This window comes from Bizionia hallyeonensis, assembly GCF_042657385.1.
Lineage (GTDB): Bacteria > Bacteroidota > Bacteroidia > Flavobacteriales > Flavobacteriaceae > Algorimicrobium > Algorimicrobium hallyeonense.
Genome location: NZ_JBHSLA010000001.1, coordinates 123199 through 146554, shown reverse-complemented (window position 1 = coordinate 146554; position 23356 = coordinate 123199). Strand labels below are relative to the sequence as shown.

The 23356-nt window shown below is 35.0% G+C and carries 19 protein-coding genes; 14 read left to right on the top strand and 5 right to left on the bottom strand.

The genetic code is table 11. The features are described 5' to 3' along the window. Window positions 1-14: 14 nt before the first annotated feature. From ilvD to ACFPH8_RS00660, 3 genes are all read right to left on the bottom strand, one after another. Window positions 15-1691: a dihydroxy-acid dehydratase gene (ilvD, locus tag ACFPH8_RS00670; protein ID WP_376859083.1), complete on the bottom strand. Its 1677-nt coding sequence runs from the start codon at window positions 1689-1691 to the stop codon at window positions 15-17. After that, window positions 1688-2590, bottom strand: a complete 903-nt coding sequence (locus ACFPH8_RS00665; RefSeq protein ID WP_376858037.1) for a branched-chain amino acid transaminase — start codon at window positions 2588-2590, stop codon at window positions 1688-1690. The genes ilvD and ACFPH8_RS00665 overlap by 4 nt, the downstream gene beginning before the upstream one ends. Window positions 2591-3151: 561 nt before the next feature. Next, window positions 3152-4705: a Kelch repeat-containing protein gene (locus tag ACFPH8_RS00660; RefSeq protein ID WP_376858035.1), complete on the bottom strand. Its 1554-nt coding sequence runs from the start codon at window positions 4703-4705 to the stop codon at window positions 3152-3154. Between the two features lie 236 nt (window positions 4706-4941). Here ACFPH8_RS00660 and ACFPH8_RS00655 point away from each other — a divergent pair, with 236 nt between their 5' ends. Further along, window positions 4942-7323: a GAF domain-containing protein gene (locus ACFPH8_RS00655; RefSeq protein WP_376858034.1), complete on the top strand. Its 2382-nt coding sequence runs from the start codon at window positions 4942-4944 to the stop codon at window positions 7321-7323. Here the strand turns inward: ACFPH8_RS00655 and ACFPH8_RS00650 are convergent. Then, on the bottom strand, window positions 7310-8509 hold the full coding sequence (locus ACFPH8_RS00650; RefSeq protein ID WP_376858033.1) for a Pycsar system effector family protein: 1200 nt from the start codon (window positions 8507-8509) through the stop codon (window positions 7310-7312). The two genes, ACFPH8_RS00655 and ACFPH8_RS00650, sit on opposite strands and share 14 nt — an antisense overlap. A 206-nt stretch (window positions 8510-8715) precedes the next feature. Here ACFPH8_RS00650 and msrB point away from each other — a divergent pair, with 206 nt between their 5' ends. From msrB to ACFPH8_RS00595, 11 genes are all read left to right on the top strand, one after another. Continuing rightward, complete coding sequence (gene msrB / locus ACFPH8_RS00645) at window positions 8716-9165, top strand: peptide-methionine (R)-S-oxide reductase MsrB (RefSeq protein ID WP_248396018.1); 450 nt, start codon at window positions 8716-8718, stop codon at window positions 9163-9165. Between the two features lie 19 nt (window positions 9166-9184). Further along, a complete protein-coding gene (locus ACFPH8_RS00640; RefSeq protein WP_376858031.1) occupies window positions 9185-9424 on the top strand; it encodes a glutaredoxin family protein in 240 nt (79 codons plus the stop codon). Beyond that, complete coding sequence (locus ACFPH8_RS00635) at window positions 9409-10983, top strand: protein adenylyltransferase SelO (protein ID WP_376858030.1); 1575 nt, start codon at window positions 9409-9411, stop codon at window positions 10981-10983. The genes ACFPH8_RS00640 and ACFPH8_RS00635 overlap by 16 nt, the downstream gene beginning before the upstream one ends. Window positions 10984-11263: 280 nt before the next feature. After that, a complete protein-coding gene (msrA, locus tag ACFPH8_RS00630; RefSeq protein ID WP_248396009.1) occupies window positions 11264-11758 on the top strand; it encodes a peptide-methionine (S)-S-oxide reductase MsrA in 495 nt (164 codons plus the stop codon). Window positions 11759-11788: 30 nt separating this feature from the next. Next, a complete protein-coding gene (locus tag ACFPH8_RS00625; RefSeq protein WP_248396006.1) occupies window positions 11789-12073 on the top strand; it encodes a DUF427 domain-containing protein in 285 nt (94 codons plus the stop codon). A 3-nt stretch (window positions 12074-12076) separates the two neighbouring features. Further along, a complete protein-coding gene (locus ACFPH8_RS00620) occupies window positions 12077-12586 on the top strand; it encodes a peptide-methionine (S)-S-oxide reductase (RefSeq protein ID WP_376858028.1) in 510 nt (169 codons plus the stop codon). A 4-nt stretch (window positions 12587-12590) separates the two neighbouring features. Beyond that, complete coding sequence (locus ACFPH8_RS00615; RefSeq protein ID WP_376858026.1) at window positions 12591-13808, top strand: bifunctional alpha/beta hydrolase/OsmC family protein; 1218 nt, start codon at window positions 12591-12593, stop codon at window positions 13806-13808. 1 nt (window position 13809) lies between these two features. Continuing rightward, window positions 13810-14955, top strand: coding sequence for an ergothioneine biosynthesis protein EgtB (gene egtB / locus ACFPH8_RS00610; RefSeq protein ID WP_376858025.1), 1146 nt, complete (start codon window positions 13810-13812; stop codon window positions 14953-14955). Window position 14956: 1 nt separating this feature from the next. After that, entirely contained in the window at window positions 14957-15895 is a 939-nt protein-coding gene (locus ACFPH8_RS00605; protein WP_376858023.1) for an L-histidine N(alpha)-methyltransferase, read from the top strand. A 48-nt stretch (window positions 15896-15943) separates the two neighbouring features. Then, entirely contained in the window at window positions 15944-19618 is a 3675-nt protein-coding gene (locus tag ACFPH8_RS00600; protein ID WP_376858021.1) for a metallophosphoesterase, read from the top strand. Window positions 19619-19692: 74 nt separating this feature from the next. After that, entirely contained in the window at window positions 19693-20562 is an 870-nt protein-coding gene (locus tag ACFPH8_RS00595; protein ID WP_376858020.1) for an acyl-CoA thioesterase, read from the top strand. Here ACFPH8_RS00595 and ACFPH8_RS00590 read toward each other — a convergent pair. Next, the gene (locus tag ACFPH8_RS00590) at window positions 20559-21362 is read right to left on the bottom strand and encodes a hypothetical protein (protein WP_376858019.1); all 804 of its coding nucleotides are present in this window, start codon (window positions 21360-21362) and stop codon (window positions 20559-20561) included. The genes ACFPH8_RS00595 and ACFPH8_RS00590 overlap by 4 nt on opposite strands. A 57-nt stretch (window positions 21363-21419) precedes the next feature. On the opposite strand from ACFPH8_RS00590, the gene ACFPH8_RS00585 reads away from it, so the two are divergent. After that, on the top strand, window positions 21420-22112 hold the full coding sequence (locus ACFPH8_RS00585; protein WP_376858017.1) for a glycerophosphodiester phosphodiesterase: 693 nt from the start codon (window positions 21420-21422) through the stop codon (window positions 22110-22112). Continuing rightward, window positions 22109-23320 carry a BaiN/RdsA family NAD(P)/FAD-dependent oxidoreductase gene (locus tag ACFPH8_RS00580; RefSeq protein ID WP_376858015.1) on the top strand — a complete coding sequence of 404 codons (1212 nt, stop codon included), beginning with the start codon at window positions 22109-22111 and terminating at the stop codon, window positions 23318-23320. Before ACFPH8_RS00585 ends, ACFPH8_RS00580 begins: the two co-directional genes overlap by 4 nt. Window positions 23321-23356: the final 36 nt, after the last annotated feature.

Sequence of the window (23356 nt, the reverse complement as noted above, 5' to 3'; positions counted from 1 at the left end):
TGTTTTTTTTAGAATTATTTGTCAGTTACGCAACCTGTTGAGGCGCACGACACACATTTTGCATATTTATATAAGACACCTTTTGTGGCTTTGAGTTTTGGTGGGTTCCATTCCGAATTTCGTTTGGCTAGTTCTTGATGGTTTACGTTTAACTGAATGGTATTATTTTTTGTGTCAATGATGATTTTGTCGCCATTTTCAACTAATGCAAGTGTCCCACCGTCATAAGCTTCGGGTGTGATATGTCCCACCACAAATCCGTGTGTTCCACCAGAGAATCTGCCGTCGGTAATTAACGCCACGTTTTTCCCCAGTCCGGCACCCATAATTGTCGAAGTTGGTTTTAACATTTCCGGCATACCAGGTCCTCCTTTTGGACCACAGTAGCGAATCACCACCACATCTCCCGATTTTACTTCACCGCTTTTTATGCCGTCAATTGCTGCGTATTCATCGTTGTAAACTTTTGCTGAACCTTCAAAATATTCTCCTTCGTTTCCTCTGATTTTAGCAACACTCCCTTTGGGTGCCAAATTCCCAAAAAGGATTTGTAAATGTCCAGTAGATTTTAAAGGAGATTCCAATTGAAGAAACACATTTTGTCCTGCGGTTAAATCTGGAATTTCGGCCATGTTTTCTTCGACAGTTTTTCCTGTCACGGTTAAACAATCTCCATGAAGCAAGTTGTTGGCGAGTAAATATTTCATCACTGCAGGAACTCCACCAACAGTATGTAAATCTTCCATTAAGTATTTTCCACTTGGTTTTAAATCTGCCAAAACAGGAACTTTATCGCTGATTTTTTGGAAATCTTCTAACATTAATTCGAGATCTACGGAATGTGCCATCGCGATTAAATGCAAGACAGCATTGGTAGAACCACCCAAAACAGTGACCATGGTAATTGCGTTTTCAAATGCCTTTTTGGTCATGATATCTTTGGGTTTGATGTCATTTTCGAGCAAAACACGAATAGCTTTTCCGGCAGCTAAACATTCTTGATTTTTCTCAGTACTCAAAGCAGGATTCGAAGAACTGTAAGGCATACTCATTCCCAAAGCTTCAATTGCCGAGGCCATCGTGTTGGCAGTGTACATTCCGCCACAAGCACCAGCGCCTGGACAGGCATTTTTGATGACGCCTTTGAAATCCTCTGGACTTATCGTGTTGTTAAATTTCTTTCCCAAGGCTTCAAAAGCCGAAACGATGTTCAAAGGTTTTCCTTTCCATTTTCCTGAATGAATGCTTCCACCGTAAATCATGATGGCCGGACGATTTAATCTGCCCATCGCTATGATAGAGCCAGGCATATTTTTATCGCAACCTACCACGGCTAAAACGGCGTCGTACCATTGTGCGCTCACCACCGTTTCGATTGAATCAGCAATGACATCACGGGAAACCAATGAAAATCGCATGCCATCTGTTCCGTTGGAAATCCCATCACTTACGCCAATTGTGTTGAAAATTAATCCCACAAGATCTTCGTTTTGAACACCTGTTTTAACTTCTTTCGCCAAGTCGTTTAAATGCATATTGCAGGTATTTCCTTCGTAACCCGTGCTCACAATCCCGACTTGCGCCTTCTGCATGTCTTCTTCCGTTAACCCAATTCCGTAAAGCATAGCTTGTGCGGCAGGTTGAGATTCGTTTTGCGTGATGGTTTTACTGTATGTTTTTAAAGCTTTCATGATAACGTTGTGCTTAATGTTGTTGCTGTTGTTGAATTTTCTCTCACCTTTTTCGAATAAGTATCTTGTAATTTCTTCCCCAATGAATCTTTCCATGCTTTTGGAAATACAGTTTCATCAACCGATGCAATTCCAATGACTTCAGCGGCTGTTCCACAATAAAAAGCGCTATCTGCTGCGAATAATTCTTTAGGTTCAAAAAGTCCTTGTTTAACTTCGATTCCGTGTTCTTCGGCTAATTCTAACACTGTTGCGCGCGTAATTCCGGGAAGAATATTTCCCAATTGCGGCGTGAATAAAGCGCCATCTTTTTCGAAGAATAAATTAGCGCCCGGACCTTCTGCCAAGAAACCATCGCTATCCAAAAGCAAGGCTTCGTCATAGCCTTTATCTTTGGCTTCATTTGTAGCAAGAATCGAATTCACATAATGTCCGCACACTTTTGCTTCAATTTTGATTGAACGGGGATGAGGTCGGCAAAAAGAGGAAACCGTTAAACGCAATTGTTTGTCGCCTAAATAAGCGCCCCATTCCCAAGCGCAAATCATGATGGAAACATTGTTTGGGCCTGTCAATGACATGTTGGGATCGCAGAAAACCAAAGGACGAACATAGGCATCAGATAAATAATTTTTCTTTAACAGCATGTAAGTTGCGTCTACTAATTCTTGAACATCATAATGAAATGGAATTTGAATAAGCTCTGCCGATTTTTTCAAGCGTTCGTAATGTTCTTGAGATTTAAAAACACGTGTTCCATCTTCGGTTGCATAAGCGCGAACCCCTTCAAAAACACCGTATCCGTAGTGAAGTGTTTGACTGTACAAATCTGTGGAAGCTTCATTGGCTTTAACAAATTTCCCGTTTAAGTAGATTAGCGTGTCGTTGTTGTAATACATATTGGTTTGTTTTAAGTTTGACTTTAATTGAATAAAAAAAGCCTTTCCCAAATAAATGAGAAAGGCTTGAAATGGTGCAATACCAGCCTGACTCACTCGATAGAGTAAATAATAATAATGCTGATAATAATAATGTTAGTAACTGTTTTCATATGTTGATTTAATAAAAATAAAAAAGCCTTTCTCAAGTGTATGAGAAAGGCTTAAAATTGGATACTACCAGCCTGACTCACCCTGTGAAGCGAATAATAATGCTGATAATAATAATGTTTGTTTGTGTTGTCATTTTACACCAAAAAAAAAAGCCTCCTGATTTATCGGGAGGCTTTCTAAATATGTTATATATATTCTATAGCGTTCCCTCTGCAGATGTGATAATCACATTTGCAATACGAATTGAAGGAATAATAGAAAAATTTCTCATTGTTGTTTTTAATTTCGAGACAAATGTATTTAAATAAATTAAAACAAGACTAAAATAATTACAAAAAATAAAAATTGATTCTTTTTAAGTTGAAACTGTAATTATTTAATAGCGGAAAATATCATTCATAAAAAAGGTTACTTTTTAATCAATTTACCCGTGAATTGTGCCTGAGAACTATTACGTGCTTTTACAATATACACTCCAGCTGACAATTCCGAAACACTGAAGTTTTGTTTGGCTTCAAATACTCCAGAAAATTCTTTGATAAGTTTCCCCGAAACATCATATAACTTCAATTCTGTAACTGCATGATTAATTGAAAACGTATTTTTTGTAGGTGACGGGTGGACTACTAGATTTTCATTTGTTTCGTTTAATGTGTTCATGGATAAAGTTGGGTTTAAAGTACCTTCAAGTTCAATAGTTAACGTGCTATTGTTATTATAGGTTACCGTGACCGTACCATTTCTTATGTTTTGCGTGGTATTGGTTAGAACTGCCTGAATATTAATACTAGCGTTAGCACCAAGTAGCTGATTGGTATACGTGCTAGCCAATATATAATCTGTTCCTGTAATGGAAATAGTATCAATATAGGTGCCTGTTGTTCCGCCTGTATTACTTAATTCCATATCAATAATTACCGAGCCATAGTCTAGACCATATTCAAATGTTTTGGTTGTTTCATCTGCTGCAAATGTGCTATTAACATTTGCCGTCCCTGAAGCGTCATCAGGGCCCAAATATTCCATATTTCGGATAATTACACCTCCTGATGAACCGCCTGCAACATATAAAGTATTACCGGAAACAATAGGTTGAAACCCATGTCTAGGGTAGTTTAAACTACTTCGTGTTGTCCATGTATTTGTTGTTGGATTAAAGGATTCAACTATGGAAACCTGACCATTATTGGGTCTGTTAAATGTAGTTTCGCCACCAAGGGTATATATTTCATTATTGTAAATTATAACACCTAAACCTGCTCGGGGATTGGGTAAATTGTGACTGCTATTTAATGTTGTCCATTCCGCTGTGCTAAAATCATACACATCTACTTCGGGCACTTGTGGTTCAAATAATCCACCTGGACCACCAGTTAATCGGCCCCCAATGGCATAGAGTTTATTGGCAAAAACTGCAGCTTGAAAATGATCGCGCTCATGTGGTGCATTAGTTAATGGAGTCCAAACGCCTGTGGTAGGATTAAATTCATCAAAATACGAAACATAACCACCGCTATGTCCATTATTATTACCACCTACAACATAAAATTTATTGTTGTAAACGGCCAATCCTGCCGCTCCGCGCTTACGTGATTCAGGGATTTCCATACCTTGAATCCATTGTTCTGTGGCAGGATTATACATGTAAATATAATCAGCACTTTCTTCAGGATTTGGAACATTTGTTTTAAAGGCGCCAATTACCCAAATAAGCCCTTCGAAACTGATGGCTTGAAAGTGGTTAAATGATTCTGGAGCTATGCCACCTTGTTCCCATGTATTCGTGGTATAATCATAAACATCCAGTCTTTGTGATGATTCTCGTCCACCAAACATGACAAATTTATCGCCAGCTTGAACAAAACCAAATTCATGCCGCGCTACATAATTTTCACTTTCGTTTTTTTCAGTCCAAGTTTGTGAAAACCCATAATTAAACTGTAAAAAGCTTAGGCAAAACATGGTGAACAAAAAAGGGCTGTATAATCTTGTGATTAGCATTGTTTTAAATTCGATTTAATTATTGCGAAAAAGTATTTCAAGGTATTGATTTTGAGTGTAAACCATGATTAATTGATGGATAAATCGTTAAACATGCTAATTTCATCGTTTATTTTAATTTTTACAAAACTCCTGTTAGTGTTAGATCTATTTTTCGACCAAGAAGAATATTTGTATTTTTGAATAAATATTTTGGCATGGCACTCAATAACAACACTAGTTCACCTATAAAATTGCTTATCAGTTTTCATAAGCTCTTTGATCAATATGAACTATTGGCTCAGGGTGAAAATGTATGGATGGCGGAAAAAGCCAAATCTGTTCTTAAAATTGCGGAAATGTACCCGGAATTGAAAGCTGGTTTTTCGGATATGTCTCTAATTAAAAAACGAGAAACACAAATTGCTGAAATTCTTCAAGACACTTTTAATCCCTTACTCACAAAAAACGAAATTAAAGCAGCGACGGCACCGTTTAACGATGCTATTTTTAATCTTTCAGAGCGCTTTAAAAGTATTATAGCTGCTGCAGGTAAGGATTTTAAACTTGAAATTAAAAACATGCCGGATGATGATAAATACATCATGGCATGTACTATTATTTTGAATACCTATTACGGTTACGATTTTAATTTTAGGAGGCCATTTCATTATGAAATACCGGATAAAAATGGCATTATTCGTTTTTATAAAATTCTTTATAATGCGGACTTTACGGAAGTCATAAAATCGAGTAACGCACCAAACATTACACAAGAGGATATTGATTCACTTTTGGATAATTTTGATGATATTACACTTTGGAAAAAACTATTTCCTGAAAATGGATATACGCTAAAAGGATTTGTAATCTCTAATATATTTGATGTTACTGATGATTTTGCCATTTCCGAAATCAAATCAAATCTAATAGCAGAAAACAAACGACAGGATAAAAATTTTATTAAAGATCTTCAATCTATATTTCAATCGTTCTTAAAAATTACAGATATCAAGGTCGGATTTTCGGTTTACAATAAAGATGAAGGCATCTTTGAGCGTGTATACGGTGAAGGTATGCACAGTTTTCTATTGAATGATAATCCTATGGGTAATTGTGCAGATATGTTGTGCAAATCGTCTTATAAAAAATTACTGGAAGAGAACAAGCATGTTGCTGTATCTAATGTTGAAAAGACCTTTCATTTAACGCAAGGAAAAGTTCCTCATATAAAAATGTTATATGAACAAGGATTTAAAAGTGCCATTTTTGCGCCTATTGCAAATAAAGACGGCTTGATGGGGATTTTAGAATTAGTTTCTAATCAGCCAAAGGCTTTAAACAGCATTAATGCAAATAAGTTGGAAGATGTTATGCCATACATTGTTGCAACGGTGGAGCGTAGTAAAACGGATCAGGAAAATTTAATAGAAGCCGTTATTCAACAGGAATGTACATCTATTCATAAAAGCGTTCATTGGCGTTTTAAACAAGCAGCGCAAGCATTTATTAAAGAAAATATACTTCAAAATAAAAACATTCCCTTTAGAGAAATTGCGTTTGAAAACGTTTATCCATTATTTGGGCAAATTGATGTTAAAGGGTCATCTGAAGCCAGAAATTTGGCAACACAAAAAGACTTGACTGATCAGTTAGAATTAGCAAAAGCCATTATAGATAAAGCGAATACAGATTTAAATATGCCAGTTTATGATCAGGTGGCTTTTCAAATCAACGCCTTTCTAACGCAAGTTAAAAAAGCTTTTAAAGTGGATAGTGAACATGTTATTTCATTGTTTTTAAAAAATGAAGTTTCATCAATGCTAAATCTTATAAGGAAAACAAACGCCAATTTAGTGCCAGAAGTTGATAATTATTTTGAGCAAATTGATAAGGACCTAAAAGTGTTGTACACGCACAGAAAAAACTATGATGAAACCATTAGTTTAATTAATAAAAACATGTCCACAATTATAGATGACAGACAAGTGGAGGCGCAAAAAATATACCCTCATTTTTTTGAACGCTATAAAACAGATGGAGTAGAACACAATATGTATATCGGTGAATCCATTACACGAGAAGATAGTTTTAGTCTTATTTATCTCTATAATTTAAGACTTTGGCAAATTCAAGTTATGTGTGATATGGAAAACGCGTTTTATAGCAATCAAGACTTATATCCTTTAAAATTGGATATGGCTTCAATGATTTTGGTTTTTAATCAACCGTTGTCTATCCGTTTCCGCATGGACGAAAAACAGTTTGATGTAGATGGTACTTATAATGCACGTTACGAAGTTGTTAAAAAACGTGTGGATAAAGCTTTTATAAAAGGTACCGAAGAACGGGTTACCGAAAAAGGGAAGTTAAGTATTGTGTATTCGCAGCAGGACGATGAGGAGGAATACTTACAGTATGTTCGCTTTTTTCAATCTAAAAATATGCTCGATACAGATTTGGAGGTTTTAGAATTACAGGACTTACAAGGTGTAACAGGTTTGAAGGCTATTCGCGTTAGCATTTTATATCGTAACAATAAAACGGATAGTACAAACTACTATACTTACAATGACTTAATGGATGTTATAGAAAATTAAAATTTTGCATTTTAAATGAAATAGCAAATGCTAAAACAGAAATTATAATACCAATCATAAAGATAGAATAAGTAATTCTTAAAATACGATACTTTCTATCTAGAACCTTCCCAAGGTAGTAAAGATCTTTAGTTAAAGAGCTGTATATGTAATTCTTGTCCTTTAATAACTCATCTATAGCCCATTCAAATTCTTCTAATTTCATTTTATGAAAGTTTCCAAAAAAGGTTAAATTAACCCGTTTCTCGGCAACATCCTCTTTGGTGAATTCGCCACGTGTAACATTTGGCCTAGTAGCAATAACTGATAGGATAATAGAGGTGACGCTAAACACCACGAATACCATAGTGGGAATTATTAAATAAGCATTAGATGGATTGTCTAATTTTGAAAATAAGTTAGAAATAATTAAGGATAAAATAATGGCATTTACCGATAGTAAAATATTGGCTTTTGTATCTGCAATATCGCTTAATTTTATGTGGTTCCGTAAAGCAACACGATAAAATGTTTGGATACCACGCTCGGGACTTTCGTTTTTATATTGCGCTTTGTATTTCGCTTTTAGTTTTTCTTTTTTTAATTTCTTATTAAACTTATTTTTTGCACTAATCAGGTCCGAAAGGTTTTTGTCTTTCTGTTCTTGCCAGTTTTTAATGGCGTAATCCGTTAGGAATTCATGTTTTTCAGAAAGCATTTTAATGTTTTCATCTAGCCATTCGCTAGCCGAAAAATTGACTATACCTTGAATTTCTAATTCTTTACGAAGAAATTCACTTGTTTCATTAAAATAATCTTTCCCAAAATGAGAGGAATCGGCATCACGCATAATTTTTTCGTGAAGAGTTTTTGGTACACACTCAAATTGTGTTGCTAAAATGCAGTTGCTTATGGCACCGATTGTTTCTGGATCTACATGATTTTCAGATAAAAATGCTTGGGCAATTTTAACGCTTTCTTGTTCATGATCATCAATGGTTTTGGTATAGCCTGTATCATGAAAAATGGCAGATAATTGGAGCATTTCAGCATCTTTTTCAGAAATATCAGTATGTGCTATAATTTCTCGAAGACTTTTCAAAACCCGCTTTGTGTGTTTTAAATTATGATATAAGAAAGAAGAATCTAATTCATCTTTAAATAAATCAAAAACATAGGCTTCAGCTTTTTCTACAATATTTGTCATAAGTTTAATTCAAGATACTTTAGACGTACAAATTACTAAAAAATTACTATAATTTAAGGCTAATTGTATTTTGTAAGGAATAAGATAATACTGCGACAAATAAATTTCTTGTTTATATGTTTTACTTCGATGTTTTGTCGGAGTTTTTATTTTACACGGATTAAACAAAAATGAACTATTTTATCAATTAAAGAAAGTACAAGCTTATGTTAACGTGGAAAGAGGTTATCAGTTTTAGTGTGAATGGAAATCCAACACCAGACCGTCGTGTTGAAAAAACAGAAGCTGAATGGCGTGAGATTTTAACCGACGAGCAATTCAGAATTACCCGTAAAAAAGGAACAGAAATGGCTGGAACCGGAGCGCTTTGTAGTGTGTATGAGGCTGGAAAATACAATTGTGTTTGCTGTAACACACCTTTGTTTGATTCAACAATTAAATTTGATTCTAGTTCTGGGTGGCCAAGTTTTACCCAGCCTATAGAGGAAAATGCTATTAAATATGAAAAGGATTCTACCTTCGGCATGGTGCGTGTTGAGGTCATGTGCAATACCTGCGATGCGCATTTAGGTCACGTATTTCCGGATGGACCAGAACCAAGCGGCTTGCGTTATTGTGTAAACTCAGAATCGTTGGTTTTAGAAACAAATACATAAAATAGAGAAAGGAAAAACAGTGAAAACCATCACTTTATTTGGTAGTGAAAACTGCCATAAAACAATTTATTATCAGAATTTTTTTGAGTCCCGAAATCTTAAATTTACGTTTCATGATGTGCTAATGAATGACAACTTTGCACAAGAATTACGTAACTTATACCCAAATGGAAATTTGAATTTCCCCACAATTTTAATTGATGAAAAACGATTGCGAAACCCAAAAGACAAGGACTTATTAAAATGGCTAAACAAATAAAAGTCAATATTAACGATAGCTTCAATAAAGAACTACCCGCAGATCCTATTATAGAAAACACGAGAAGGCAGGTTACTAAAGCATGTTTTTCGTACGTAAAACCGAAACAAACCGCAAATCCGAAAATGCTTCATGTATCTCCAGAGATGTTAGATAATTTAGGTTTACCGGAAGCCGATAGTCAATCAGATTCATTTTTAAAGGTTTTTACAGGTAATACCGTATTAGAAAACACCAAGCCGTATGCTATGTGTTATGGTGGCCATCAGTTTGGAAATTGGGCAGGACAGTTGGGTGATGGTCGCGCTATTAATTTATTTGAAGTCCAACATAATAACAAAAGTTGGGTAGTACAATTAAAAGGTGCTGGAGAAACACCGTATTCCAGAACGGCTGATGGTTTGGCTGTTTTGCGTTCATCTATTCGGGAATATTTGTGTAGCGAAGCCATGCATCATTTAGGTGTGCCAACTACCAGAGCGCTTACTTTAGCCTTATCGGGAGATGCCGTGTTGCGAGATATGATGTATGATGGCAATGCAGCTTATGAAAAAGGTGCGATTGTTTCAAGAGTTTCTCCAAGCTTTTTACGTTTTGGTAGTTATGAAATTTTAGCAGCAAGACAAGATGTAGAAACATTGAAAACCTTGGTAGATTATACCATCAATCATCATTTTTCACATTTAGGGAAACCATCAAAAGACACCTACATTCAGTTTTTTTCTGAAGTTTCACAACGAACCTTACAAATGATTATTCATTGGCAACGTGTCGGTTTTGTACATGGTGTTATGAATACGGATAACATGTCCATTTTGGGTTTAACAATAGATTATGGACCTTTCGGTTGGTTGGAGGATTTCAATTTTGGATGGACGCCAAACACAACAGATAGTCAACATAAACGCTATAGATATGGCAATCAGCCAAATATTGGGCTGTGGAATTTATACCAATTAGCTAATGCTCTTTTTCCATTAATAGAAGATGCTGAAGCTTTAGAAGCGATACTTAATCAATACAAAATTGATTTTGAAACGCAATCGCTACAAATGATGCGGAACAAATTAGGTTTAGTAGTAGAAGTTGATTTGGATGCCCAACTCATTCAAGAACTGGAAGATAATTTACAACTATCCCAAACCGATATGACTATTTTCTTTCGAAGTTTAGGTGATTTTAATAAAGAAAACCCATTAGACGGCTTAAAAGTAGTAGCCAACTCATTTTATAATCCGACAGTTATTTCAGATGCCATCAGACAAAAATGGAATTTATGGTTCACACATTATGCTGCAAGACTGCATAAAGAATTGAAATCTGAATCGGAACGAAAGGAACAGATGAATACGGTAAATCCAAAATATGTGTTGAGAAACTACATGTCGCAATTGGCCATTGATGCAGCAGATAAAGGTGATTATAGTTTAATTAATGAGATGTTTGAGTTACTCAAGCAACCGTATGCTGAACAGCCACAAAATGAAAAATGGTTTGCAAAACGACCAGATTGGGCTAGACATAAAGCGGGATGTTCCATGTTGTCTTGTAGCTCTTAATCTAAAAGAAAGGATATTTATGCTTTTAAAGCGCATACAAAATTTACCCATTGGTTATTCTGAAGTGTTTTTCAATAATGTTAAATACGGAGTAATACGTTCCGATTTTAACAATGGGAAGAGTTTTAAAATTTATGCTGAAGCCTTAAATGGTAACGATTTTGTCAGCTTAAATTATTATATTACGAATACAAAAGAGCACCTAAAGCCTTGTGAAATGCCAGAAATTAAGGTGGTTAATTTTTTAAATACTTATAGATTAATTTAATAATACAATACAATGAGCAATTATAAAAAAGCATATATAGCAGGTGGTTGTTTCTGGGGAATGGAAGATTTATTTCGCACCCAAAAGGGAATTAAAGACACAGAAGTGGGTTACATTGGAGGTGAAAATGATAATCCAACTTATAAAAATCATCCAGGTCATGCGGAAGGTATTGAAATTACCTACGATGAGAATGAAACCTCCTTTAAACATATTTTAGACTATTTCTTCCGGATACACAATCCAACAACGGTTGATAGACAAGGTAATGATATTGGGTCTAGCTACCGTTCGGCTATATTTTTTCAAAATGAAGATGAAAAAGTCCAAGCTGAAGAAATTATTAAAATTGTAAACGATTCTAATAAGTGGGAAGGTAAAGTAGCAACCACATTAGAGCCGTATTCAAAATTTTGGGCGGCAGAACCGGAACATCAAGACTATTTGGTTCGTAAACCAGATGGTTATACCTGTCATTTTGAGCGATTCAGTGATAGTTTTATATAAAAAGCACTATAAACAGATAATAAATTAATTATGAAAGCCATTTGGAACAATCAAATATTAGCCGAAAGTGATAATACTGTTGTAATTGAAAACAACCATTATTTCCCGCACGACAGCATTAAGAAAGATTTTTTTAAATCTAGTAATACCCATACTAACTGTCCTTGGAAAGGCGAAGCCTCCTATTATACCTTGGAAGTTGATGGAAAGCAGAATGTAGATGCAGCTTGGTTTTATCCTGAAGTTTCATCATTAGCCAAAGGCATTAAAAATCACGTGGCTTTTTGGAAAGGTGTGGAAGTTGTAAAAGACTAATGCATGAGTTCTATTTCTAAAATTGCTTTAGGAGGTGGCTGTCATTGGTGCACAGAAGCTGTTTTTCAATCTTTAAAAGGTGTGGGAAAAGTGGAGCAAGGGTATGTGGCTTCCATAGGCGAATATGAGTCGTTTTCAGAAGCCGTTATAGTCCATTTTAATTCCAATTGCGTTAATTTAGAAACACTAATTAATATACATTTGTTAACGCACAAAAGTACGGTAAATCACAGCATGCGAAACAAATATCGTTCGGCTGTATATACGTTTTCAGAGGCTCAACATTTAGAAGTAGCCATGCTCATTGAAAGTTTTCAGCAGGATTTCGACCAAAAATTGGTAACACAGGTTTTACCTTTTTCAGATTTTAAAGCGTCGCGAGAAGCCATTCAAAATTATTATCGAAAAAATCCTGAAAAACCATTTTGTGAAACGTTTATTAACCCTAAACTAAAGTTGCTTTTGCAACAATTTTCTACCTATACGGATCAGGAAAAATTAAAACATTTATAAGCAGATGAAAAGCACGAAACTCAATATTCAGAATGAAAAAGGCCATAAACTACAAGCATATTTAGAGTTGCCTGCTAATCAGAAACCTAATAATTACGCTGTTTTTGCACATTGTTTTACCTGCTCAAGTACCTTAAGCGCTGTTAAAAACATCAGTCGGGCGTTAACCAATCATGGTTTTGGCGTGGTGCGTTTTGATTTTACAGGATTAGGAAGAAGTGAAGGCGAATTTGCTGAAAGTCATTTTTCAGCTAATGTTTCGGATTTGTTGGCTGTAAATACCTTTTTAGAAGAAAATTATAAAGCACCTAGTTTATTGGTTGGACATTCATTGGGTGGTGCCGCCGTTATTACAGCTGCCTCAAAATTGGACAACATTAAAGCCGTTGCAACCATTGGCGCACCAGCAATCGTGGGTCATGTTACTAGATTGTTTTCACATGGGTTGGACGAGGTTAAAGATAAAGGAGATGTTGAGGTAAATATTGGCGGACGACCATTTAAAATTAACCAAGAGTTTGTGGACGATTTTAGTAAAACCAATCTTCCAGAAATCACAAAAAAATTACGCAAAGCTATACTTATCATGCATGCGCCTTTTGATAAAACAGTAGGAATAGAGAATGCCGAAAAACTATATCATAATGCGCACCATCCTAAAAGCTTTGTTAGTTTGGATGGCGCCGATCATTTGCTATCTAATTCGCGGGATAGCGTTTATGTAGGAAATATGATTGGTCATTGGGTGCAACGTTATTTTGAGCCTCAAGAAAACACCATGTTAGATGCAGGTGGAGAACAATTAGTTGCCCATTTAAATTTAGAGGAAGACCATTTTACAACGTCAATTCAAACCAAAAGACACAGTTTTATTGCGGACGAACCAGAATCTGTAGGAGGAGATGATTTTGGACCGTCACCATATGATTATTTAAGTGCGGGATTGGCGGCTTGTACAGTGATGACGTTAAAATTATATGCCGAACGAAAGAAATGGGATTTGCAAGAGGTTTATGCTTATATTACCTATTCAAAAAAACATAGCGATGATTTGATGCTAGATATTGAAAAACCAAAACGCATAGATCACTTGCAAAAACGTTTGAAATTTGTAGGTAATTTGGATGAAGATCAAAAGAACCGATTAAAAGAAATTGCCTCAAAATGTCCTGTGCATAAAACTTTGCAAAGTGAAGTAATTATAGAAACTGAACTTATTTAAGATGACTTTAAAAGAGCAATTCCAATATACACGTAGTCGATTTTTAGAAATTTGTAAACCGCTAAAAACTGAAGACTATTCAGTACAACCTGATGTTTTTGTGTCACCACCAAAATGGCATTTAGCGCATTCAACATGGTTTTTTGAGCAGTTTGTTTTGTGCAAATTTGTTGAAAATTATCAGGTTTTTGATGAAGATTTCGCATACCTATTCAACAGTTATTACAACAACGCAGGAAAACGCGTTTTACGTCCTAACCGTGGATTAATGACGCGTCCTTCAGTAAAAGATGTATATAAATATCGGGATTATGTTGATTTGAAAATGTTGGCTTTCCTAAATGATAATCCATCACAAGAAGCATTAGATATTGTTGAATTAGGTATTAACCATGAACAGCAACATCAAGAGTTGTTTTATTATGATATTACCTATATTTTAGGAAATCAGCCCACGTTTCCAACTATTAAAAATAAAATTGAATTAAAGTCGCTTTCTTCAAATTCAGCATTCATTAAAATTTCCGAAGGACTATACAATATTGGTCACAAAGGCAAAGGGTTCTGTTATGATAATGAGCTAGGGAATCACCAAGTGTTTCTCCAAGATTTTGAAATTAGTAATCAATTGGTCAGTAATGGCGAGTTTTTAGCGTTTATACAAGCCGGCGGATATCAGGATTTTAATTTATGGCATGCCGAAGGGTGGGATTTTATTCAAGAAAATAACATTACAGCTCCATTATATTGGCATAAAGTAGATGATGTTTGGTTTCATTATACTTTAAATGGATTTGTGCCTGTAGATAAAAATAAACCCGTGACCCATATTAGTTTTTATGAAGCATTTGCCTTTGCCGAATGGAAACAAATGCGCTTACCAACAGAATTTGAATGGGAGGTAGCATCCCAAAAAATTGATTTCGGGCAATTATGGGAATGGACCAATAGTGCGTATTTACCGTATCCAAACTTTAGTAAAGCGCCAGGTGCTTTAGGTGAGTATAATGGTAAATTTATGATTAATCAAATGGTACTTCGTGGTGCTTCCGTAGCAACCGTAAAAAACCATAGTAGAAACACGTATCGGAATTTTTTCCATCCAGACATGAGGTGGCAATTTTCGGGAATTAGACTTGTAAAATAATATGAATGAAACGTTTGCAAAAGATGTGGTGGCAGGTTTAACGGCCAAAGAAAAACACCTGTCTTCTAAATATTTTTATGACACGAATGGTAGTCGCATTTTTCAGGAAATAATGAATATGCCTGATTACTATTTAACCGACTCTGAATTTGAAATTTTATCACTCCAAGCCAAACAAATTGTTGATGCTGTAGCGTTTAACAAACCGTTTAACATTATAGAACTAGGTGCTGGTGATGGTTTTAAAACCTTCAAGCTATTAGAATATTTGGTTAATGAGCACATCGAATTTAACTATGTTCCCATTGATATTTCACAAGAAGCAATTGATATACTTTCAGAAAAACTGCATGAACGTTTGCCGGAATTATCAATACAGCCGCAAGTAGGTGATTATTTTGAAATTTTAAATGAAAAATTTCAGGGAAACACGCCCAATTTATTACTGTTTTTAGGAAGTAATATTGGAAATTACTTAAAGGACGATGCTATAGATTTATTAAAGCTGTTTAACAACGTTATGAATTCGGGTGATAAGCTTTTAATTGGTATGGATTTAAAGAAAAATCCAATCACCATTAAGAATGCTTATGATGATAAAGAGGGTATCACGAAACGCTTCAATTTAAACTTATTAATTAGGATGAATCGGGAATTAGAGGCGGACTTTAAAATTGATGATTTCGATTTTTATTGTTATTATAATCCAGAAACAGGTCGTGTAAAAAGTTATATTGTTAGTTTAAAAGAACAGACAGTTTTGTTTAAAAAGCTTAATAAAACGATCCAATTCAATCAAAATGAATTGATTTGGACCGAATTATCCAAAAAATATAGTCTTTCGGAAATTGAAAAATTAGCGACAATTTCTGGATTTAAATCAAAACAACATTTTTTAGATTGTAAACATTACTTTACGGATAGTCTTTGGGAAAAATAAGGCTGAAATAATTTAACGTGTTTTTTAAATATAGATATTAGAGGTTCTATGAATACATTTTACAAAATAGGTTTTTGCTGTCTTTTTTTATTGACTTTGTACGGTTGTGCAACGTTTAAAACCCAATATCGGGAACCTTATGTTCCCATTGCGGAATCTGAAAACCCTATTGAACATACGTTTTATTTAATAGGTGATGCCGGAAATTCACCAATGGGTACCAAAACAGTAGCGTTAAAAGCCTTTGAGTCTGCATTGAACAAAGCAAACGCTAACAGTTCTGCCTTTTTTTTAGGTGATAATATTTACCCAAGTGGTTTACCAGAAAAATCAGCTGATGGTTATGCATTTGCTAAACACCAATTGGATGTACAAATAGATGCCGTAAAAAACTTTAAAGGCAAAACGGTTTTTTTACCAGGAAATCACGATTGGTATTCAGATGGTTTAAAAGGTTTGGAACGTCAAGAGGATTATATTGATGATGCTTTAGGAAAAAACTCATTCCAACCTGAAAATGGTTGTCCCATTGAAAACGAAACAATAACCGATAATATTGAATTAATTTATGTGGATGCCAAATGGTATATGGCTAATTGGGATAAACATCCTACCATAAATGATAAATGCGATATAAAAACTCGTGAAGCTTTTTTAGATGAGTTTGAAAGCCGCATAAAAAAAGCGCGAGGTAAAACGACCATTGTTGCTATGCATCACCCTGTTTTTACAAATGGACCACATGGCGGACAATATAGTTTTATGGACCACATGAAGCCCTTTCCAATTTTAGGAACCCTAAAAAATATTTTGAGAAAAACTACAGGTGTAAGTCCTGAAGATATCCAGAATAAGCGTTATAACGAATTTAGAAAGCGCATTATAACATTAGCACAGGAAAATGACCATGTTATTTTTGTGGCTGGTCATGATCATAATTTACAGTATTTAGTCCAGGATAATTTAACACAAATAATTAGTGGGTCCGGTTCTAAATCTACGGCTACCAGAAATGTTGGTAGCGGTTTGTTTTCGTCCAGCGAACCAGGATATGCCCGTTTGGATGTGTTTAAAGACGGCTCAAGTCAAGTTCGGTTTATAGAAGCTAAAACAGAAACCGTTTTGTTTTCTAAAGATGTGTATCCAGTTCAAAAACAAGAACCACGCAATTATGCAGCAAACATACCTCAAACCATTCAAGCATCTATTTACACTGATGAGGAAACAGAGAAAAGTAATTTTTATAAATTTCTTTGGGGAGAACGCTACTCGCAGGATTTTAGTACGGCTATTCAAGTAAAAACGGTCCTGTTAGATACGCTTTATGGTGGCTTAAAACCGGTTAGGAAAGGTGGTGGAACACAGTCAAATTCCTTGAGACTCGCAGATTCAACAGGACGCGAATTTGTGATGCGTGGTTTACGTAAAAACGCGTTAAATTATATACAAGCATTCGCATTTAAGGATCAATATGTTGAGGGGCAATTTGATAATACGGTAGCTGAAGAATTAATACTTCACGTTTTTACAGGATCTCATCCCTATGCCCCATTTGTAACCGCTACTTTGTCTGATGCTATTGGGGTTATGCATACTAATCCTGTTTTGTATTATGTGCCACATCAAAAAGCAATTGAGCCTTATAATGATACATTTGGTGATGAAATATATATGATTGAAGAACATGCAGGTGATGATCATGGCTATCAGAAAAGTTTTGCATTTTCTAATGAACTTATAGGTACGGATGATATGCTAGCAGAAATTCGTTCAGATGAAGATATTGTTATCGATGAACCTGCATACGTGCGTGCGCGTATTTTCGATATGCTCATTGGCGATTGGGATAGACATCATGACCAATGGCGTTGGGCAACAACCCAAAAGAATGGCAAAACAGTATATGTACCAGTGCCACGAGATCGCGATCAAGCTTTTTCCAATATGAATGATGGCTTTTTACTGGGCATTGGATCTAGAATTATTCCTACTGCAAGGTTATTACAAGGGTATGAAGACAATTTACGCAGTCCAAAATGGTTTAATTTGGAACCATACCCATTGGATGTGTCATTAATCAGTCAATCCGATAAATCAGTTTGGGATGAGCAGGTAAATATAATAACATCCCAATTAACGGATGCCGTTATTGAAGAAGCTTTCAAAAATATACCTCAAGAATTACAAGGGGAAACCATTGAGGATATTAAAAGCAAATTACGCGCTAGACGTGGTAATCTACAAGAAATTTCAGACACCTATTATGCACATGTCAATAAATTTGCAATTATAAAAGGAACCGATAAAGATGATTATTTTGATGTTGAGCGTCTACCAAATGGCAAAACGGCTGTTACGGCATATCGTATAAAGAAAGGTGAAAAAGCTGATATATTCCATAAGCGTACTTATAGTAAGGACGAAACAAAAGAGATATGGATTTACGCATTAGATGATGACGACGTACTACACGTTCATGGCGAGGGAAATAAGCTTATTAAATTGCGATTAGTTGGTGGGCAAAACAATGATATATATAATATTGAAAATGGCAAGAAAACGCATTTTTATGATTATAAGTCGAAAGAGAACACCTTCAAAACAACCAAAGGCAAGAAGCATTTGACCAATAACTATGATATCAACACCTATAACTATCTGAAATTAAAATATAACGCCAATCAGGTTATTCCAATTATTGGTTACAACCCAGATGATGGTGTTAAACTAGGCGTTAAAGACACCTATACAGTTTACGGCTTTAATCGAAATCCGTTTACCTCGCAACATAAATTATCAGCAGCTTATTATTTCGCAACTAATGGTTTTGATTTATCATATAGCGGTGAATTTGCAAACATAATTAATGATTTCAATTTAGGAGTTGATGTTATTTTTACAAGTCCAAATTACAGTGTTAATTTCTTTGGCTATGGTAATGAAACCATAAATCCAAATGCTGAGAACGATGCTATTTTTAATAAAGATTATAATCGTGTAAAATTACGAACCTTGCGTTTTGCACCTTCCTTAATTTATAAAGGCTATTTGGATGGTGTTTTTAAATTAGGATTGGCCTATGAAACCATAGAAGTGGAGGAAACTAAGGGGAGATTCATTAACGATTATTATTTATCAAGTTTAATAGAAAACAGTAATTCCTTTATTGGTGCTTTTACGTCCTACCATTTCGAAAACAGGAATAATAAGGCGTATCCATCTATTGGTTTTGAAACGAATTTAAAATTGGGTTTTCGTACTAATTTGGATGAATCTACTAGCATGGGTTATATTATTCCAGACATTAGTTTTAATTATAAATTAGAACCAACAGGAAAGCTGGTTTTAGCAACTAAATTAAAAGGTCATATAACATTGGGAGATAATTATGAATTTTATCAAGCGGCTTCAATTGGTGCTAGTGATGGACTTCGTGGTTATAGAAATCAGCGATTTACAGGAAAAAACTCTTACTACCAATTAACCGATTTGCGGTATATGTTTAGCAAAATAAAAACAGGAATTTTACCAATTAACCTAGGTGTTTATTCTGGTGTGGATTATGGTCGTGTTTGGCTTAAAGATGATCCTTCAAAAAAATGGCATAACTCCTATGGTGGTGGTTTATTAATAATGGCCGCTGAAGTATTTACAGGAAATGTGTCCTTGTTTAACAGTGATGATGGCTTACGGTTTGCTTTCGCATTGGGATTAAATTTTTAATAGTTTTATAAAATTTGTTTGGCTTTATTTTTATAAAAGCGCCTATAAATAATACCTTGTAAAAAAATACAATTATGAATTCTGTAGATAGCTTATTAGAAATCCTTGAATTAAAACACCTTGAAGAAAATCAGTTTGAAGGCGTAAGCGAGTCCGTAGGAAGCCCCAATGTTTTTGGAGGCCAAGTTTTGGCTCAAGCACTGAATGCTGCTTATAGAACTATTCATAATAATCGTGTTTTACACTCTCTACATGCCTATTTTTTAGAAGCTGGCCATTTAGATTACCCTATTCATTATGATGTGAGTATTATGCGTGATGGAGGCAGTTTTTCAGTACGTCGTGTAACGGCTAGTCAGAATAATCAAACTATTTTTATTTTATCCGCTTCATTTCATAAAACAGAAGAAGGATATTCGCATCAAATAGAAATGAAACCGGATATGAAGCAACCGGAAGAACTGATGAGTTGGACCGATATTTTAAATGAATATGGGAGCATGTTGCCCTCTAAAACCAAAGCGTTTTTAGAAATCCCGCGTCCTGTTGAGTTCAAACCAACCTATCTCCCGAACCCTTTAGATAGAAAAGATTTGCCGCCATTTGCCGATGTATGGTTTAAGTTAAAAGGAGATGTAGGCGATATGGAATTAGCAATTAAGCAACAAATTCTGACGTATATTTCAGATTATAATATTTTGTCTGTGGCACTACAGCCACATGCCAGTAAAGCGCATTGGGGAAACTTATTAACCGCCAGTTTAGATCATTCCATGTGGTTTTTCCGTGAATTTAATTTGAATGATTGGTTATTATTTTCGCTAGAAACACCAAGCACAGGAAACGCTAGAGGTTTTGCTAAAGGAAATATCTTTACACTTGATGGCGTTTTAGTAGCCTCTGTTGCACAAGAAGGTTTAATGCGTCCAATTAAGAAATCTTAATCTAAAGATAATTCATATAGGTTTCCACCCTCATTTTTCTTGAACTCATCGGTAATATAAAGTGTGTTATTAATTTCAAAAATGCCTTCTTTTTTAGTGCTATGATCAAACGGGATGTTTATTACTTTTCCTTCAAAAAAATGGTCATTTTCAAAATCTGAAATCTCCCATACTTTATCATGATTTAGTAAATACATACGTTTGCTATCTTGGCTCATAGCGGCAGAGGTAATTTTATTGTTTTTGCCTTTCAAATTAAATTCAGAAATCAGTTCGGCTTCATGATTCCCAATACGATTGGGGATTTTTAAGGTTCTAAATTTTTTCGATTCTTTACTAAACACATAAAAATAATCGTTGTGTAGAAAAAAAGCTTCAAAATCTTTGGGTTTTACATCCTTTGGCAAACTAAACCGAATAAATTCTGCTTTGGTACTTTTTATATTAGCTGGTGGATTCGTTATTTTTAAAATGGAAAAAGTGGTTTTGTCTTTATTATTGTTTCCAAAATCGCCAATATAAAGGTTGCCTTTTTTATCGGAAGTCAAATCTTCCCAATCTCGATTATTTGCATTTTCAACAATAATATCCGCTTTAATGCTGCCTTTTTCATCTAATCCATATATATGGTTGTTATTTCCAGCATCTTGGATTACCCAAAACAAATCGGAATTCGTCGTTTTTTCAATGGCAGAAATCTCTGGTAAACTGCTAGGTAAATTAGCAATGACTTTCGGATTTCCGTTTTGGCAAGCTATAAATATGGATGCAAATAGTGTAAGCGTGGTTTTAATTTTCAAATCCTGTTTATTTTACCATAAATTTACAAACATAAACTGACACTAAAAATTTTGAATATGCAGAATGCTTCAACCCGTGTTTTTGGTCATCGAGGCGCTAAAGGTTATCTAGCGGAAAACACTATAGAATCCATTGAAAAAGCACTGGGTTTTAATGTGGATGGCATTGAAATAGATGTGCATCTGTGCGTTTCTGGTGAATTAGTTGTTTTTCATGATTTCACATTAGATAGAATGACAAATGGAACTGGTGAAGTTGGCAAACAAACTCTAGAAGCCTTAAAAAACCTAACAGTCAACGGTGGATTTCAAGTTCCGACTTTAGAAGATGTATTAAATTTAATTGATAAAAAATGCATTTTAAATATTGAATTAAAAGGAAAAAACACAGCCATTAAAACCTGTGAAATGGTTGATAATTATGTTCGGAATTATGGTTGGAAATATGCTGATTTTATTGTGTCTAGTTTTCAGCATGCTGAATTAGAAGCCGTATTTCAAACCAATAAAAATATACCACTAGCCGTTTTAACAAAAGCCAGTGTTACCGAAGCAATAGAATTTGCTGAAACCATAGAGGCTAAAATTATTCATCCTAATTATGCTTTATTAACAAAAAATAATGTGAAGCTGGCTCAAAATAGAGGTTTTGAAGTTAACACCTGGACGGTAAATGATGCCGATACTATTCTACGTATGAAAGATTATGGTGTTAATGGTATTATTTCAGATGTGCCAGATAAAATATGAAACAACAAGATGTACTTATTATTGGAGGTGGAGCTGCGGGGTTTTTTGCAGCCATTAATATGGCGGAATTGAACCCAGAACTATCTATCACCATTTTGGAGAAAGCTAAAGAAGGTTTACAAAAGGTGAAAATTTCTGGAGGAGGCCGTTGCAATGTTACCCATGCCGAATTTATTCCGGCAGAATTAACACAGAACTACCCACGAGGTGAAAAAGAATTATTAGGACCCTTCCACCAATTCATGACAGGTGATACGATTGCCTGGTTTGAGAAACGAGGCGTGGAATTGAAAATTGAAGACGATGGTCGCATGTTTCCCGTTTCAAACTCATCTCAAACTATTATTGATTGTTTCCTAAATGAAGTCCAGAAACTAAAAATTAACGTGCAGTATAGTCAGAATGTTACGGCAATTGCCGTTCAAAATAATTCTGAAGGTTTCATCGTTTCAACAAAAGATGAAACCTATCAAGCTGATAAACTACTTATAGCAACAGGTAGTTCTGTCAAGTTTTGGAAGTTAGTGGAAGGATTAGGACATACTGTTGTGCAGCCCGTTCCATCTTTATTTACCTTTGATATTCAAGATGAACGAATCCGGGATATTCCTGGCGTTGTAGCGCTAAACGTTGGTGTTTCTGTTTTGAATACCGATTTATATTCCGAAGGGCCTTTGCTAATTACCCATGTTGGAATGAGTGCGCCAGCTATCTTAAAATTATCTGCCTTTGGTGCTTTGGAATTAGCGAAACGCAATTATAATTTTAAAATTGAGATTAATTTTATCCAGCAATCTTTTGATGATTGTTTGAATCATTTAAAAGAACTCAAACAACAGTTTGCTAAAAAAACCGTTTATAAAGCCGCACAATTGGATTTACCAAAACGCTTATGGCGAAAATTGGTTTTGGCTGCAGGAATTTCGGAAGCTGATCGTTGGGCAGATTTAAACAAGCAACAATTGGAAGATTTGAGTAATCAATTGACCAGCGCTATTTTTCAGGTTACAGGAAAAAGTACTTTTAAAGATGAATTTGTAACAGCTGGAGGGATTAATTTAAAAGAAATTAACTTCAAAACTTTTGAAAGTCGCCTTCATAAAAACCTCTATTTTGCAGGGGAAGTTCTTAATATTGATGCGGTCACTGGTGGTTTTAATTTCCAGAATGCCTGGACTGGCGCTTTTATTGTAGCGAAATCTATATAGATTCGATATATTTTTTATATATTTAGTATATAGAAT

What these genes read in the sequence shown, in the direction of transcription:
- egtB (WP_376858025.1), top strand. Translation starts at nt 13,810, where the DNA reads ATGACTTTAAAAGAGCAATTCCAATATACACGTAGTCGATTTTTAGAA.
- msrB (WP_248396018.1), top strand. Translation starts at nt 8,716, where the DNA reads ATGTTAACGTGGAAAGAGGTTATCAGTTTTAGTGTGAATGGAAATCCA.
- ACFPH8_RS00620 (WP_376858028.1), top strand. Translation starts at nt 12,077, where the DNA reads ATGAGTTCTATTTCTAAAATTGCTTTAGGAGGTGGCTGTCATTGGTGC.
- msrA (WP_248396009.1), top strand. Translation starts at nt 11,264, where the DNA reads ATGAGCAATTATAAAAAAGCATATATAGCAGGTGGTTGTTTCTGGGGA.
- ACFPH8_RS00655 (WP_376858034.1), top strand. Translation starts at nt 4,942, where the DNA reads ATGGCACTCAATAACAACACTAGTTCACCTATAAAATTGCTTATCAGT.
- ACFPH8_RS00615 (WP_376858026.1), top strand. Translation starts at nt 12,591, where the DNA reads ATGAAAAGCACGAAACTCAATATTCAGAATGAAAAAGGCCATAAACTA.
- ACFPH8_RS00580 (WP_376858015.1), top strand. Translation starts at nt 22,109, where the DNA reads ATGAAACAACAAGATGTACTTATTATTGGAGGTGGAGCTGCGGGGTTT.
- ACFPH8_RS00665 (WP_376858037.1), bottom strand. Translation starts at nt 2,590, where the DNA reads ATGTATTACAACAACGACACGCTAATCTACTTAAACGGGAAATTTGTT.
- ACFPH8_RS00605 (WP_376858023.1), top strand. Translation starts at nt 14,957, where the DNA reads ATGAATGAAACGTTTGCAAAAGATGTGGTGGCAGGTTTAACGGCCAAA.
- ACFPH8_RS00650 (WP_376858033.1), bottom strand. Translation starts at nt 8,509, where the DNA reads ATGACAAATATTGTAGAAAAAGCTGAAGCCTATGTTTTTGATTTATTT.
- ACFPH8_RS00625 (WP_248396006.1), top strand. Translation starts at nt 11,789, where the DNA reads ATGAAAGCCATTTGGAACAATCAAATATTAGCCGAAAGTGATAATACT.
- ilvD (WP_376859083.1), bottom strand. Translation starts at nt 1,691, where the DNA reads ATGAAAGCTTTAAAAACATACAGTAAAACCATCACGCAAAACGAATCT.
- ACFPH8_RS00595 (WP_376858020.1), top strand. Translation starts at nt 19,693, where the DNA reads ATGAATTCTGTAGATAGCTTATTAGAAATCCTTGAATTAAAACACCTT.
- ACFPH8_RS00635 (WP_376858030.1), top strand. Translation starts at nt 9,409, where the DNA reads ATGGCTAAACAAATAAAAGTCAATATTAACGATAGCTTCAATAAAGAA.
- ACFPH8_RS00660 (WP_376858035.1), bottom strand. Translation starts at nt 4,705, where the DNA reads ATGTTTTGCCTAAGCTTTTTACAGTTTAATTATGGGTTTTCACAAACT.
- ACFPH8_RS00600 (WP_376858021.1), top strand. Translation starts at nt 15,944, where the DNA reads ATGAATACATTTTACAAAATAGGTTTTTGCTGTCTTTTTTTATTGACT.
- ACFPH8_RS00585 (WP_376858017.1), top strand. Translation starts at nt 21,420, where the DNA reads ATGCAGAATGCTTCAACCCGTGTTTTTGGTCATCGAGGCGCTAAAGGT.